This window comes from Asaia sp. Ae19-3, from assembly GCF_059801175.1.
The window spans coordinates 69,477-83,923 of the sequence record NZ_JBCHWF010000002.1; the positions used below are offsets into that span (position 1 = coordinate 69,477).

The window sequence follows — 14,447 nt, forward strand, 5'->3', positions numbered from 1 at the left end:
GACGCGGGAGTTCCCCAGAGAAGTGGCGCTGAGGGCGCCCGTTGAGCTGTGCCGCGCGATCATGGCGCGGCTCTGGTTAAGCAGTCGGCAAACGCGCGCACCGCGATGCTAGCCATCATCCGGGCATGCCCCTTGCATGCCGAGACGAGGGCCTCAGCGTCGGCAGCCGGCCCCTCAAAATAGCCGTCGCCGGCAGGGCCGCCGTCGATATGCCAGTTCGCCAGAAACCGCCCATCGGCATGCATCACGATATGGCGAAACATGATGCTGGGATCGGGTAGATTGAGCCGGGAAATGACGCAGAAAAATTCATTGGTTGTGCCACCCTGCTTGAACGTCGGTCCTTGCCCCCCGTGCATTAGTCCCGCGTGGCCCAGCAGAATGCTAAAGTCTCTATAGAGTTCTGTGTTCGCTGCCGCCATTGCCGGTCGAGCTCGTTCCAAAGCCCGCGCTTCGGCAGTGCTCGTCAGGTCGCGGAGACGCGCAATTTCCTGGTCAAGATCATCGGTCAAGGCTTGCGGCTCCGTGTCGAGAGCGTCGAGTTGGCGGCGCATTTCGGCAGCATCGCGGTGACGCGCCCGAGGTTCGTGCTGAAATGCAACCGTAAGCACTCGCGCGAGCGCTGGCCATCGGTGGTCGTCGCGAGTTTCGAGCCCAATCGGGTTCGGCTCTGACTGATGGGGATGTCGCCCATGCTGGTCGATGGGGAGCCGGGGCACGCGACCGGACAGCATGAAGAACAGCAACCCGGCGGCCATCGCAAGATCGGAGCGGGCATCATGATGGTCGCCACCCGGGGCAAACTCGGGGAGACGCAGAAAGCGATTGCCCAGTTCCTGACCGGCCGGGGTGTCAAACTCACGTCCTTCTCGGCCGTCCCACGCGATGCCCAAGTCGATCAGCACTGGGTCGGACCAATCGCCGCACCGAATGATTACATTGTTGGGCTTCAGGTCGCGATGGTGGAGCGGCAGAGCATGCCCAACTTCAAGAATGCCCAAAATCCGCTTCAGGCACCTCAGGGCGTCGTCCAACGATGGTGGGTTGCGCCGGACCAGCTCATCCATTGTTGGACCTTCTATAAAGTCCATCACAAGGAAAAGCTCACCGCCGTCGTTCATCCATTCAGCTTCATTGGCGTCCAAGACCCTTGGAACACCGTTCCCATCCAAGAGGCGGAGCCCCCCGACCTCCGCCATCATTCGGTATCTGCGCTCCTTCCGCACGGCCGCTTCGGCATGCAGGGTTTTAAGCGCTCCGACCTGCCCGTCGCTCGCGCGACGGACTTTTCGGACTTCGCCTTGTCCGCCACGCCGCGCAGGAGATTCAGTTTCTACCCAGTCCTTAAGAGCCATCAGGCGACCTCGACATGCGGTCTCGACTAGCGAGGGTGGCGCGAAAATATTTGGATTCTAATGTTAGCAGACATCAGCGCTTCCGGCACACCTTTACGCTTGGCCGCAGTAAAAATTCCATCACAGATGGGAGGGCTGCGTGAGCGGGTACATTTGCCAAGGTCGCAGTTTCGTCGCGCGCGATGCCGATTCAGGACAGGCTATGTTTCGGGCTGCACGGTGGGATATCTGCCTGCACTGCTGATGGAGGCGCATCTGCGTTGGTCACACGGCCGACCTCCGTCAATCGATGACGTTAGCTGTGTAAGGTTGAAGTGTCTGCTGCTGCCAAAAAACCGTCATTCACTCGGCGATATGGGAACGACGGCTTCGTCCCAGACTCTGTCTATCGCGGCTCGTCTAGGCTCAGGACCCATTGATTTTTGCAGGGAATTTTGATTCAGGCTCCTTGAGGAGACTGAAGATGAGCGATCTGTTTTGGCTGACGGACGAACAAATGGAGCGTCTGCGGCCATTCTTTCCCAAGAGCCATGGCAAACCTCGCGTTGATGACCGCCGTGTGCTGAGCGGGATCATTTTTGTGAACCGCAATGGTCTGCGCTGGCGTGATGCGCCGCGGGAATACGGTCCACACAAGACGCTCTACAATCGCTGGAAGCGTTGGGGCGACATGGGCATTTTCATGCGGATGATGGATGTCCTGTCTGTCGCGCAAGCCAGGCCTCAGACGATTATGATTGATGCGACGTATCTCAAGGCGCACCGCACGGCTTCGAGCCTGCGGCTAAAAAAGGGGACCCAGGCCGCCTGATCGGACGGACAAAAGGTGGCATGAATACGAAGCTGCATGCGGTCACCGATCAGAACGGACGACCGCTGAGCTTCTTCATGACGGCGGGGCAGATCAGCGATTATACTGGTGCCGCTGCTCTGCTGGACAGTCTTCCTATGGCAAAGTGGATGCTAGCAGACCGAGGTTATGATGCTGACTGGTTTCGGGATGCGTTGGAGGGAAAAGGGATCAAACCCTGCATTCCAGGACGAAAATCCCGCTGGAGACCCGTCAAATATGACAAGAGAAAATACAAAAGACGCAACCGCACCGAGATCATGTTCGGTCGTCTCAAGGACTGGCGGCGGGTCGCAACCCGCTACGACAGATGCCCGACCGTCTTTTTCTCAGCCATTTGCCTCGCCGCAACCGTCATGTTCTGGCTATGAGTCCTGAGCCTAGGCGCGAAGGCCGCTTCCGATCGGGGAGCTGCGGTTCGGGCGCTTCCGGAAAGGGTTGAGATTCCACCAAACGCCGGGATTGCCGAATTAATTGCCGCGTCGACGGGGTAGGATAGAGGTAGGCGAGGAGACCAGACAACGGACGCGCGGACAAAAAGAAAATGCCGAACACTGAGATCGAGCGGCGTGCCTGTCTTTCTATCACCGCGCCTTACCGTGCCTTGGGCCGCCGATAAGTAGCGCAAAAATCTGCCAAACAGAGACGGGGTATGAACGATGCCTACCATTGGCGGTTCACTTTTATTCGGCGGTGCTTGTTGTCCCTGGGGCGGAGATTGCTCAGATGACGAGCGGCTCTGCGGAGCGAACGGAAGAGATCGGTATCTCAGTAAAGCGTGTGCAAAAATAACTTACAATGGGACGACGATCTATATGTTCTGCTAATGTCTGGGCCGCGCTGAATGTAGAGCGTTCTCTTCAGCCTATGGGTACTAAGCCGATTTCGTGCTCCACCATCCCGACGTTCGCTGCTGTCTAACCTCGTATCCACATTTCGGGCAATTGATAGGTTCGGGCTCGCGACCTCCCGCGAAACCGGTGCCCATTTCGTGCACGGTAAACTCTTCGCCACATTTCGGGCATTTTTCAACCTGATTCATTTTACTCCTCCAATCTACGACTGATTCACCCTGTAATCGTTGAAGATGAGTTTGCAAAAACTACGCTGCTGAAAAGGCAACGTCTAGAGCCGTGTAGCGCCGTTGCAAGGCTTCAGAGGACATGACCGTACTGATCAGGTCGAAGGGGCGCCACACGCTACTGCATCCACGTAGTCATTGATTGTTTCACATATCGAACAGATGAACGTCACATCGTGGGTGGAGAGGCATGAGCTGATTATACTGCTAATGCTGTCATTGAGTCTTCGTTCCAAATCCCAGTAGGCAATTTGGCCGATCAGGCCCGATCCGATCCATTTTTGACATTCTCGCCAAAAGACCAATCTACCTTCTGGCACAGTCTCACTGCTAAACCTGCCCCCCTTGTTAATCGGGTGGAAGGCAGTGCCTGCTTGAGTTCGTTGTCCATGCCAAAACGGAGTGTAACGAAACGGTGATATTGCGTCTGCATGTGCAACACATAATGATGCCAATACCCATAGTGTCGGCGTCGTCCGCGTGAAAGATACCGCGGGATCGTCCGAAAATGCCAATGCTAAATCACGAGCTTTGACAAAGTCTTCAAATGTGATGTCTTCCCTAAAGGCCAGTTGCATTAGGGTCTTCAGGTCGCTTTGCCAGCAGTTGATAAAGTCGCGAATTTTGCTCGCATTTAGGTTTTCTAGTATGGTGCCTTTCTGCATCGAAGAAGCCAAAATACGTTGATTAAACGCAACGATAGCATTGGAAATATCGGCTACAGGTGATTGAAGGTGGCTCAGCATAACGGTCGTCTCAGTGTGAGCAGCATTTCGGTGTTCAATCTGGACGCGATGGAGATAAATTAAAAGGTCAAGGTCCAAGCGGTAAGCTGTTTCCCGAATATAGTGATCTTTCGGCTTCCACTCAGATAGTTCCGTCAGAACATTCTCGAAAATTGCACATCCAGCCGCAATTCGCCCCTGCGCTCGATGCTTGATGGTTGCTGATATCCGATCGACTGCAACCCCCATCTCGAACGTGAGTTTTGTCACCATGCCCCGGACAGTGTCACGACATTCCTGATCCAGTTCAGATTCAAGGTGGACAGTCAGTTCGTCTATGACGCACGATATTTTTCGCCCTTCCTTCGAAGCGTCCCATTCATTGATCTCAAGGGAAGGCCTCTGCCTTCCCGGAAGACTAAGCAGTTGGGCCAGATGGGGAACCGCGAGCGATCCATCGCGGCCGGTCTTATATCGATGTAACAGGGCTATAACCTTGAGAGCGATATCCGGATGCTCTCTTAGGTGGTGAGAGAAAGACAAGCAGCTAAACTGGTCGATCGAACGCCTAAGAGGGTTAAGGCCTTTCTGGCCGTTTTTATAACCAAGAAAACGATTGAGGGCTGCATAGCTCCGCAACTCAACAGGAATAGGCAAACCATTCCCAAGCACATAGGGGCCCGCCATGACGGCTCGTCGCTCTTCTGCGGTCATCACGTCAAACAATATCGAGATGGCACTCTTGGGACGATTATTGTACATCCCTTTTGAGTGGCGGTGCTCGGCAAACTCCGAACGGAAAATATATGGCGCCCACGAGATATCTGGCATCTCAGCGACACATGCGACACGTGCCACCTCTGGAAACATCTCTCGTCGGAGATATTCAATCCCAAGATCGCTCGGGCTTGGACTGATATCCTCTCTGTCGATCGGCTGTGCGCGTTCGGTATCGGACATCACTTATGTCCTCCTGTTATAAGTTTTAGAGTGGGGGTACTGTGATGTCGGCGGTGCGCCGCTTCACTATAAAAGCTGACGAACTCAATTGCAGTTGCTTGGAGGAAAGCATCCCAACCTCCCTGCTCACTTATATGCGCCAGTTGCGCGCTTGTTCCGGTCAAAACGCGGTCACCACGAACGACGCGGAGCGAGCATGGCTTGTTCCGCTGCCTAGATTTGTCGGGCATGATCAGTCTCCGAGAAATATGATCCCAATGGGTTCATGTCGATGAACCTCCGCCAACATCATGGATTTCCGTGAGGGCAGCCAGTACATGAATTTTCAATCGGAATTGGCGATGACAGCAGCTTGAAAGAGCCATATCGGAACGGCGCCTAGTTTGGGACAACGTACCGTCGAATGAATGACCGAACTTGAAGGCGGAAGATCCTTTCCGGCTTCGAGCACGTTGGTAAGAGCAGCAAACCTCCGAAGCACGCTTTCCAGCCCTTCCGCAGCCGTTGCGCGTCCACCCCCCCTACTTCCGATAATGTACGTTGGTTATCGGAAGTAGAAAATGGCGGAAGACCGACATTTTCTGTCTATCGGCAATCTTATCTCGCTAAGCGCTATCGCCCGATCCGATCGTCAGACTGCGACAGTCGTTGGCGGCTATCATTTGCGTGTTGCTTTGCCCAGTCCTCGAGCGTCAATAATGCCGGGTTCTCACATCGCAGGGCGGGGATATCAGCCTCGAACCCCTCTCGGGCAATCCACTCGAACATCAAACGGAAATCCTCGGGAAGGCGCTTCCGCATGACAGAGGGGATCGTAAAGCTGCGGCTAGGGCGTATTCCGGCATCCTTTAGAATTGACGCTGCGGAACGAGCCGTCACGCTGTCGCCTGCGAGCTCAATGGCCCGACCAAGGTACTGATTAGGTTTCTCGAACGCCTCTGCGGCGAACCAGGCGACATCCTGCACCGAGACAAGCTGCATGGCCTGATCCGGCCTCAGATAGGTCTTCATCATGGAGAGCATGGTGACCCGAAAGATCATGCCCGAAAAATTCTCCATGAAGGCCGCAGGGCGCAAAATCGTAGCGGGTAAGTCCAGTGACGCTATGTGCTTCTCGATTGCCCATTTGCTCTGGAAATGAGGCACGCCGCTCCGTCGCTCAACCCCGCCTGCGGAGCACTGCACGAAGTGCCGCACGCCACTCTCCTTGGCGAGGCTGGCAAGCCTTTTCCCCTGTCGCTCTTCGCCAGCTGGACCGATCTTCATCGGCGACTGGATAGATAAAACGCCCTCAGCCCCATCAAGTGCTGATCGCAGGGAGTGTTCATCATCCAGATCACCATGAGCGAGCTCAACCCCATGTTTTGCCAGAGCGACTGCTTTTGGCACCTCCAGATCCCGAACAAGCGCGCGAATGTGCCAATGCCCTCGACGTTGCATCTCGCGGATCGTGGCCCCGCCTTGCTGTCCGGTTGCGCCCGTAATCAGAATGACTGGTTTTGACATCTCGGCCCCCTTACTGAAGAGGCACGATAAGCCGTTCCCGTTGGACAGGGCAGGTGCGTCATCGTAGACGTCTTGTTCCATATCTGGAACACGAGCCCATGAACTCAGATGATCTCGGCAGCTTTCTGCGCATCGCAGAGACCATGAGCCTCAGCGCGGCCTCGCGCGCCACGGGAACGCCTAAATCATCGCTCAGCCGGGCATTGTTCCGTCTGGAGAGGGAAATCGGGGCAAAGCTGTTCGAGCGCGGCCCGCATGCCCTCAGACTGACCGAGGCCGGGCGCATACTCCTGATCCACGCAAGACGCGTCATGGACGATCTGAATGAGGCTACCGCGGCCCTCGATGGGGTGACGGGGCAACCTCGAGGCGTTCTAAAAATCAGCGCAGCAACGACATTCGCAATCGGGCTGGTGGCGCCGATGCTGCCGCATTTTCTGCGAGACTACCGTGAGCTGGGCGTCCATCTTGAGGCTGAGAACCGGATCGTCGATCTGGCGAGTGAGGATGTCGACGTGGCAATCCGGATCGGGGCAATGCCCGACTCTGACCTGATCGCCAGCAAGCTGGGCAGGATCGACTTATGGCCCTGCGCCAGCCCGTCTTATCTCGCGGAAAGGGGTATGCCCCAAACGCCGCAGGGCCTGGCCAATCACGAGTTGCTTGGGTGGACCGATCAACCGTCGATCTGGCGTTTTACGGATAACTCGAAGTGCGAGCATCGCGTGTCCGTTAATGTTCGATCCGTCATCCCGGAGCCTGCCGTCCTGCAGGTCGTCATCGAGAACGGGGGAGGGGTCGGACGTTTGCCTGCCTTCTTGGCAAGCCCCTCAATCGAGAAGGGGCGGCTTGTGAGACTGCTCCCCGATTATGAAGCGGAGACGGTGGAGGTACATGCCGTCTATGCTGCGCATCGAAGCCTATCCTCCAAGGTTCGAGTTTTTATCGATGCTTTGCGCGCGCATCTGGTCCGTTGATGCGAGACGCTGTGGATTAGAATCGCTTGCCACCTGTTCTCGCTGCGATGGTTCTGACAACGATTCGAGAAATTTTTCGAGATCGGACGGGCGCGTGAAAGTGTGTCGTGCACCGCAGAATTTTGATATTTTGGCGAGGTGTACCAATCTAAGTCGGCGGCGATAAAGCAGGACAAACTTAAGAAAACCGAGATTGAATCGCTCCGGACACCCTGGGATAAACTCATCAACGCGTTCCTTCCCAAATTGCATAAACGTGCGTTTGATTACACGCCACAAACAAACTGCCGTCGGGTAATCCAGATGAATAATCGTATCCGCTCGAAATATTCTTTCTTCCAGTGTGCTTCCGTAAGTGCCGTCGATTATCCAGCTTTCGCGCGACGCAAGAGATATAACTTTCTCACGCCAAACTCGGTCGTTGGTAGGAACCCAGCCAGAACCCCAGTAATGCCGGTCCAGATGTATGAGCGGCAGGTTCGTTTTCGCTGCCAGCCTCTTCGCCGCTATAGACTTTCCCGCTCCGGGACACCCTATGACTAGAACACGCTTCATATCCGGACACACGCCAGTCATCGCTGCAAATTAATCATCACGCCATAAATCCGATACAACCGCGCCGCAACTATATTGAAGACAGTATCACTTTCTGCGTCGAGAAACGCAGCTTATGCACAAGTCTTTTTACCCCCTGCTTCCGATAATATAAGCTATCCGAAGTAGGTCACCGCATAGGAAGACATACCGGAACTCATTATCCGGGATGGGGGGGGAGGCGGAAGGTCGGCTGTTAAGCGGGGAAACTAGTAGAGCGGAATGTCCGATAATAGAACAGGGTGTAGGGAGAATATCTTTAAACATCCAATGTTCTATGTAAGTATGTAAGTATTTAGAAATTTTTAGAAAGCAGGCGGTCCGTGGAGAAAGATTCAGCATCACATGCAATGACATCTAATGCAATTACTAATATCCGGTTATCAATAGGAGATCTTACAAATCGCCCTAACAGGGCTACGGTGCAGATCTATACGGCGATTGAATTAGTATTAAAGGCAAGATTATTCGAAGAGCATTGGTCTCTTGTCGTCGCCAAAAACCCAGACAAGGACAAGTTTGACTCGGGCGATTTTGTCTCTGTTGCGTTTGACGAGGCCTGCAAACGTTTGGATATCGTTGTCAAAGATCCAGTGCCACCTAACGCAAAATTGTCTTTTGACGCCCTTAGGAAAATTAGAAATAAAATAGTCCACTTCTATACTGAAGACATGATCGGTGATCCACAGGTTGTGAATAGCACGAGAGAGGCACTTAGAGATGCTTGGAATCACCTTCACAGAGTAATGGACGTAACTTGGGGAGCGCATTTTCACTTATTCAAAGATGAAATAAAAAGAATAGAAAGCAGCCCTATATTCAAAAGATAAGTCATTATCTTGGTTTTATATTTTCTTGATGAAAGGCCAAGACCTTCCAGTTTTGCGACTAGCTCCTGCCACTACACTCGCATCCGCCATCATCGGAATTAACTGACGGCATGCCCTAACACCAACCATAATGTTGTTGGCTGCGTCCGCTTTCAGAGAATTGCGAAACTCGGTTTGATGTCTGGGATGAGGCGAGAGCGGACATCCTTCATTGAGCGCGGCTGTACAGGCAGTCAGACGATCTGCGCTGCATCGAAACCGCGCCTCTGAGGCATGCTGTCTGCCCGATCCGCTGCCGTTTCGCACCCATCAAACCTACTTCCGATAATATAATTTATCGGAAGTAGGTGGGGGTGAGGGGGCGTTAAGTTGACTTGCCTGCCGAGTTTTACCCTTACACGCTCCTACGGTAAGCTTTTAGTCTATATCCGAGCGGACCTGACCATGACCCATATCCTTACGCAAATTGCCAAGATGTTTGACAGAGTCGCCCCAGATGGGCTGCAACGCACTACTGAAGAGGAGACGCAAAATCCTGGTATCAGTCAGAAACTGTCAGACTTGGCCAGGGCGGAGCGGTATGACGAATTGGTATCAGCTTATGTCGCTTATACCTCAACGCGGATACAAGACGAGCGACTGGGATCCGCACATATTCTCGAGGAGCAGCAGACGAGTGCTTTGTTTGGCTCCTTGGCCAGCTCTTTTTGGCACGCTTCGGTGATCGATGATTTATACGCAGCGAAAGTGGCGAGGTCGCTCGACAACCGCCCTGACCTGCGTCAGCGCGCTGAACGGAAATGGGTATATCAAGATCGTAAACAAGAGTCCGAGTATGGCTTCGACTTCGGAATCGTCACTCATATACCCGAATCCGAAGCTGGGCGGGAAAGTAAAAAAGTTAAAATAACAGTATTCCAGGCAAAGAGGCCCTCAGCCGGAGGAAACCCGCACGCCATCTCGATCAGTCACCGCGTGAGACGCCAATCCGGGCTCGATTTACCTGCAGGAGCAGCGAAACTGAGAAAGGAACTTAGTTGGTGCAGGTTGGCAATAAAATCTCATCCCCCAAGAGGCTTGGCAGAGCACAATCCAGAGTATTTAAAAAAAATTGGCGATAGACGCCGCACACTTGCGATGATTAATGGAGACTGGAGGAGATATAAATCTCCGTCTGAACAACGAGAGTCTCTACAGAAGTTAAGAGTAATATTGGTAAGTAAAGAATTAGAAGCTGCGGTGACAGATATAAGACAACAGGTCGAAATCGTGGAGGCTGCTATCCGTCGTGATAATGAGTCCTTGTTCCAAAAAGACTATTCATACCTTCAGTCCGAAGCGTTGCTCGCATTGGCTATTCGCGGCTGGACCCAACCGGGAAGCACAGAAGGATCTCTTGACTGGTGCCATTATGTGCAGTGGGTCAATGGTGAGAATGGTGAGTCGTGGTCTGCTTCATTGAGGTCTGTTTTAAAAACCGATGGAAACAACCCGGTTCCTCGCACAGCTTTTTCAGAAACACTTGCCGCAGCGCTCTCTCCATCGGACAGAACGGTTGGCCTCATACTCTCCTCTGATGACCTGAGCAGTCTCGCACCAAGCCTGCTGGTCTATTCTCCCAACCTGACCTGGGGTGTCGCTGCAGAGTCGACGACGCTAGGTTACGAATTGCTTGAGAAGCTCTGCCCGCCAGGACAAGCCACCGCTCAAATGCAGCAGGCGCGCGGAGACATAGATCAGCAGCAGCCTGGTCAAGATGATTTGGCGAGCCGCGCGCATAACATGCGGTGAAGGCCGTTTAGTAGGTCTGTTATTGAAAATGAAAAATTCGGCAGAGTGGCCGCCTCGGGATTTTCAATCCATCCACCGCCCATGACTCATAATGTTCTAAAGCAATCCAACCGGCTCGTCATTTCGTTAGAAAACGCGGTCTTTATTTTCGGCCGTGTTAGCCAGGCATTCTTTGGCCATCCTCTCGCGCATGCAGTGCTTCACAGGGCCCGACTTGATGCGGTGCGCTGCCAAGCAGCGGTAGACGGACACCTGATTGACCCATGGCACCTTGCAGCGCTTATCGAGAACCTCCCCCTACGCCTTCATGGAGAGGACCGGGGTGGGATCTTCGACGCTGCCCGCTACGCTCTTACGCACTACCAATGGCTCGTAATGCCAAGCGAAGAGCAGGAGGGAGAGATTCAGGAGGCGACGAGCGAGATCCTCCAAGCCTCTCAAGGCACGGCTACGCTTCTCGGCATCACCCAAGGCATGCACAGCTGGCTAGGTGCGGGTCGCGGTCGAGCGCCGATGCGGGCAGCGATCACACGGCGCCTAAGAGCGACCCTTCTGCCTTTTCCGGTACCGCTCTCCGGTGCCTCGGCCCTGCGTGCGGGGACACCGTGGCAGTATGACGAATGGGCGCCGCTCTTCCTGGATGCGCTCGCGCAGGAAGCTGATGGGGTGCTCCTGCAGCTCCGTCAGCTCGAGCGGCTATGGCTACAGGCGCGACAGATTGTGGGCGAAGGGCGAAGACGCAACTCACGGGCTTTAGCGGCACTGGATCTGCTCGCGGCATCTCCCCTCATCTCCGCGAGCACGCTCGCCAACCATTTATCCATGGCTCCTAAAAACGCCTTGGCTCTCCTGGCTCAATTCGTTGAGCTCGGCGTCGTGGTTGAAGTCACCCATCGCAGCGCCCGTCGGCTCTTCGGCCTCAAACATCTGGCCCCACTTGCTGAGGAGGTCGCTCTCCCGCGCCGTGCTAAGACAAGGGCGAACCGCTCAGTGCAAACAGAGGATACATATCCTGATGAGCCCGAGGCGGAAGGCACGATCCCATTTCGTCTGCGTCAATGGAACCCCGACTATACCGACCTTGAAGCAGCCATGGCCGCGGCAGACCGTGCCGTTCGGCAAACTAGCCGTCGGCTTGGTGTGATACCCGATAAGGCGAAGGTGGATGGTTCCTCCGAAGGCTGAGCGCCCTCCGATTTTCGCGTGAGCTGGCCTGCACCATTCATTGGCACGAAAAGGCCGACAATTGTTTTTCCTGTACCGCATGCATTGATGATCGTTGCGCGATCAACGGTCTCCCACGCTCTGACGACCTTAGCGGCGGCTTCTTTCTGATCCTCATCCAACACCAGAGAGCCATGTACTTTGCTGACAACGTCAAACAAGGTGCCAGTTACTGGGCCTCACCATAATTCACGAAATCCAGTCCTCGAGAGGAAGATCGCTGATCTTGTTGAAGCCAGCATCGTTGCTCACAAGGATCGCGCCGACGTCCAGTGCGTGAGCCGCTATCAGAAGATCGAGCGAACCAACGACCTTGCCCCCCTTTTCCAGTCTGGCCCTGAGGTCGCCGTAAGTCTGCGCAGTTGAAGACTGCCACGGCAAAACCGTCACCCGTTGGAAGAGCTCACCGATGATCGTCTTCAAACGGGTAGCCTCAGGTCGCTTGGCCAGCCCGAAACGCAGCTCGCCTTCCGTAATAACTGAAATGACGACGTCAGAAGGCGTTTTCTGCGCCAGCTGGTCCAGGACGCCGGGATGACCTTTGACCAGGTGACTGACCGTGTTGGTGTCGAGCATCCAGCGTTTTGCGCTCACAGCGCGATCCCCGCAAAAGGATCCCGGTCCTGCTCGCTTTGAGATCTGTCCTCAGCACTGAGAAAGTCGTCGGGCACACCACCATCCTTGATGGCCGCCAACAAACTGTCCCAACCCTCCGGACGCCGGGACAGGATCACGTCGCCGGTTGCTTCGTCCCTGCGAATATAGACCTCGGTACCTTCGAACCGAAACGACGCCGGAAGGCGTACCGCCTGGCTTCGACCGTTTGTAAAGATTTTAGCGACTTGCGGCATGACACCCTCGATATCACTGATGGTATGAACCATAGATAGTATATATCGAGATATATATCAATAAATTCGTATCGACTGAAGATGACGCAGGATCTCGTCACGCCTGTCTCAAGCGGAGCGTCTGCTCGCTCAACCAACGCATCTGCTGTCCTATCCGCATATTCTTCATCGGAATGATGGCCCTGCTGCCCAACCAATCTGCAAGAGGGTCACGATAGAGCTTGCCAGCCAGAACATGGACCGGTGTCGCATCGTCGTAACCGAGAGCATCGAGCGCGGTGACAACCCTCTCGCCCCAGAGCCTGCGATGGGACAAACTCATTCCACGCATGGAAAGCTCATACGGGTCGAGCACAGTGTCTGGAGCCACAAGACCATGCATATCGGAAAGAATATACCAGGGCAGGCCCTGTGCTTCGACATAAGACCGTGCCAACCTGAACCAAGCGGAGGCCTGATAGAGTTCTGCGGCCTCGCTAGCTACCGAATGCTTTTTTTTGGTACAGGCGACGAGGTAGATACTATCGTTTTCTTTGCAGAATTTTCTAGATCTCATGCCAAACCCAATACATTAAAAAGAAAACGCTGAGAAATAATCTAGCTCTTACTATTGAATAAACATATGATATAAAATCTTAGAAGACGGGCACCTCGCCGGATCAGGGGTTAGGACAATGCGATGAACCTCGATAATATCATCACCAGCCAGCACTTCCTTGACGACGAAATCGTCAGCGAGAAACTCGCTGCGGCTGATTTCACGATCACAGTCTCGCCAGAGTTCGCGTATGACGGCGGAACCTACCGGATACTCATCGACGGGCACCACAGCCTGGCAGCCTCGCTTATCGCTGGGGTTTCGCCAGAGATCACCGAGGCCGATGCACAATCGTGCGACACGGTGGGCTTGCTGGAGAATGGAGACGTGGAATTATTTATAGAGGCCATGCATATGCGCGAAGATGATTATATTTTTGCAGTCTCTCGTAAAGATGTTTGGTGATGAGCAAACACAGATCCCGCATAACTCTCCTGGTTCCGGCGCCTCGTACGCTGGAACTGTGTACCTGGACGACGCCCCGAGGTGCCGAAGCACTAGGCTATATCCAGCGAGGCGATGACCAAGGCCGATTGTTGCGGCTCGTTTCTGGCGCTCTGGCCATCCAATTAGTCGGCGGATCGATCGGCACGCTGGATCAGCGCAAGGCACAGGCGATGTTGGACGCAAATAAATGACGGAAGGCGAGAGCGCTGATGAGACAGACCGTCGAGTGATCCACGATGCAGAGGGCTAAGAATGGCTCGTAAGGTGTCGCACTTCTTTATCCCTGGGTGCTCGGACAAGCGATAACGCCATAGTATAGGCTGCAGGACAGGGAAAGAGCTGGGAAACCTGCCTGCATCGGCGCCATCATTAACTGATCGATACAGTGTATCAAGCCCGATATACCGTTGGGAGCCTCCCTTCGATGCAGCCGCTCATTTCCTTTTCCAAAAAACAGAAAAGAGAAAAGTCTCTTGCTCATGATCCTGTGGGGTTGTGGTGTGTCGGGCGCGCTGTGGGCAGGGTGGAAGCCTGTCCATAGGGCGCACGTGTCCGCCCTGGCGGCACTCCACAAATCCACAGGACAGACTCCCCGTCACCAAATTTCACTTGCTTTTGCCCTGCTTGTTCTCCTTATGTTCTTTCCCGAAGGGAGGAG

General features: G+C 54.3%; 12 protein-coding genes and 1 pseudogene. 6 read left to right on the top strand and 7 right to left on the bottom strand.

Annotated features, from left to right (window positions below):
* Positions 1 to 59 precede the first annotated feature (59 nt).
* Both AAID99_RS14640 and AAID99_RS14645 read right to left on the bottom strand, forming a co-directional pair.
* Complete coding sequence (locus tag AAID99_RS14640) at positions 60 to 512, bottom strand: hypothetical protein (protein ID WP_498494482.1); 453 nt, start codon at positions 510 to 512, stop codon at positions 60 to 62.
* A 261-nt stretch (positions 513 to 773) separates the two neighbouring features.
* Positions 774 to 1,355, bottom strand: a pseudogene (locus tag AAID99_RS14645) (serine/threonine protein kinase); the annotation flags it as partial.
* 463 nt (positions 1,356 to 1,818) lie between these two features.
* Between AAID99_RS14645 and AAID99_RS14650 the strand changes: the two are divergent.
* A protein-coding gene (locus tag AAID99_RS14650; RefSeq protein ID WP_498494425.1) for an IS5 family transposase occupies positions 1,819 to 2,576 on the top strand; the annotation gives its coding sequence in 2 pieces (ribosomal slippage) (positions 1,819 to 2,140 and positions 2,140 to 2,576; 759 coding nt in all).
* An 805-nt stretch (positions 2,577 to 3,381) separates the two neighbouring features.
* Here AAID99_RS14650 and AAID99_RS14655 read toward each other — a convergent pair.
* Together AAID99_RS14655 and AAID99_RS14660 are read right to left on the bottom strand one after the other, a co-directional pair.
* Complete coding sequence (locus AAID99_RS14655) at positions 3,382 to 4,971, bottom strand: hypothetical protein (RefSeq protein WP_498494426.1); 1,590 nt, start codon at positions 4,969 to 4,971, stop codon at positions 3,382 to 3,384.
* A gap of 612 nt (positions 4,972 to 5,583) precedes the next feature.
* Positions 5,584 to 6,477 carry an NmrA/HSCARG family protein gene (locus tag AAID99_RS14660; protein WP_498494427.1) on the bottom strand — a complete coding sequence of 298 codons (894 nt, stop codon included), beginning with the start codon at positions 6,475 to 6,477 and terminating at the stop codon, positions 5,584 to 5,586.
* Positions 6,478 to 6,575: 98 nt separating this feature from the next.
* Here AAID99_RS14660 and AAID99_RS14665 point away from each other — a divergent pair, with 98 nt between their 5' ends.
* From AAID99_RS14665 to AAID99_RS14680, 4 genes are all read left to right on the top strand, one after another.
* Positions 6,576 to 7,454, top strand: coding sequence for a LysR family transcriptional regulator (locus AAID99_RS14665; RefSeq protein ID WP_498494428.1), 879 nt, complete (start codon positions 6,576 to 6,578; stop codon positions 7,452 to 7,454).
* A 917-nt stretch (positions 7,455 to 8,371) separates the two neighbouring features.
* Positions 8,372 to 8,878: a hypothetical protein gene (locus AAID99_RS14670; protein WP_498494429.1), complete on the top strand. Its 507-nt coding sequence runs from the start codon at positions 8,372 to 8,374 to the stop codon at positions 8,876 to 8,878.
* Positions 8,879 to 9,322: 444 nt separating this feature from the next.
* The gene (locus AAID99_RS14675) at positions 9,323 to 10,669 is read left to right on the top strand and encodes a hypothetical protein (protein WP_498494430.1); all 1,347 of its coding nucleotides are present in this window, start codon (positions 9,323 to 9,325) and stop codon (positions 10,667 to 10,669) included.
* A 375-nt stretch (positions 10,670 to 11,044) separates the two neighbouring features.
* A complete protein-coding gene (locus AAID99_RS14680) occupies positions 11,045 to 11,854 on the top strand; it encodes a hypothetical protein (RefSeq protein ID WP_498494431.1) in 810 nt (269 codons plus the stop codon).
* Between the two features lie 228 nt (positions 11,855 to 12,082).
* Here the strand turns inward: AAID99_RS14680 and AAID99_RS14685 are convergent, their stop codons facing one another.
* The 3 genes from AAID99_RS14685 to AAID99_RS14695 all read right to left on the bottom strand — a co-directional run bounded on the left by AAID99_RS14685 (position 12,083) and on the right by AAID99_RS14695 (position 13,300).
* Positions 12,083 to 12,487 (bottom strand): type II toxin-antitoxin system VapC family toxin, encoded by a 405-nt coding sequence (locus AAID99_RS14685; protein ID WP_498494432.1) that lies wholly within the window; start codon positions 12,485 to 12,487, stop codon positions 12,083 to 12,085.
* Positions 12,484 to 12,777, bottom strand: a complete 294-nt coding sequence (locus AAID99_RS14690; RefSeq protein ID WP_498494433.1) for an antitoxin — start codon at positions 12,775 to 12,777, stop codon at positions 12,484 to 12,486. The genes AAID99_RS14685 and AAID99_RS14690 overlap by 4 nt, the downstream gene beginning before the upstream one ends.
* Positions 12,778 to 12,841: 64 nt before the next feature.
* Positions 12,842 to 13,300, bottom strand: coding sequence for a DUF6884 domain-containing protein (locus AAID99_RS14695; RefSeq protein WP_498494435.1), 459 nt, complete (start codon positions 13,298 to 13,300; stop codon positions 12,842 to 12,844).
* A 123-nt stretch (positions 13,301 to 13,423) separates the two neighbouring features.
* Between AAID99_RS14695 and AAID99_RS14700 the strand changes: the two genes are divergently transcribed.
* A complete protein-coding gene (locus AAID99_RS14700; protein WP_498494436.1) occupies positions 13,424 to 13,747 on the top strand; it encodes a hypothetical protein in 324 nt (107 codons plus the stop codon).
* Positions 13,748 to 14,447 lie beyond the last annotated feature (700 nt).

Coding starts and splice junctions, on each gene's coding strand:
- AAID99_RS14690 (WP_498494433.1), bottom strand. CDS start 12,777: ATGGTTCATACCATCAGTGATATCGAGGGTGTCATGCCGCAAGTCGCT.
- AAID99_RS14680 (WP_498494431.1), top strand. CDS start 11,045: ATGCCAAGCGAAGAGCAGGAGGGAGAGATTCAGGAGGCGACGAGCGAG.
- AAID99_RS14665 (WP_498494428.1), top strand. CDS start 6,576: ATGAACTCAGATGATCTCGGCAGCTTTCTGCGCATCGCAGAGACCATG.
- AAID99_RS14695 (WP_498494435.1), bottom strand. CDS start 13,300: ATGAGATCTAGAAAATTCTGCAAAGAAAACGATAGTATCTACCTCGTC.
- AAID99_RS14700 (WP_498494436.1), top strand. CDS start 13,424: ATGAACCTCGATAATATCATCACCAGCCAGCACTTCCTTGACGACGAA.
- AAID99_RS14675 (WP_498494430.1), top strand. CDS start 9,323: ATGACCCATATCCTTACGCAAATTGCCAAGATGTTTGACAGAGTCGCC.
- AAID99_RS14655 (WP_498494426.1), bottom strand. CDS start 4,971: ATGTCCGATACCGAACGCGCACAGCCGATCGACAGAGAGGATATCAGT.
- AAID99_RS14660 (WP_498494427.1), bottom strand. CDS start 6,477: ATGTCAAAACCAGTCATTCTGATTACGGGCGCAACCGGACAGCAAGGC.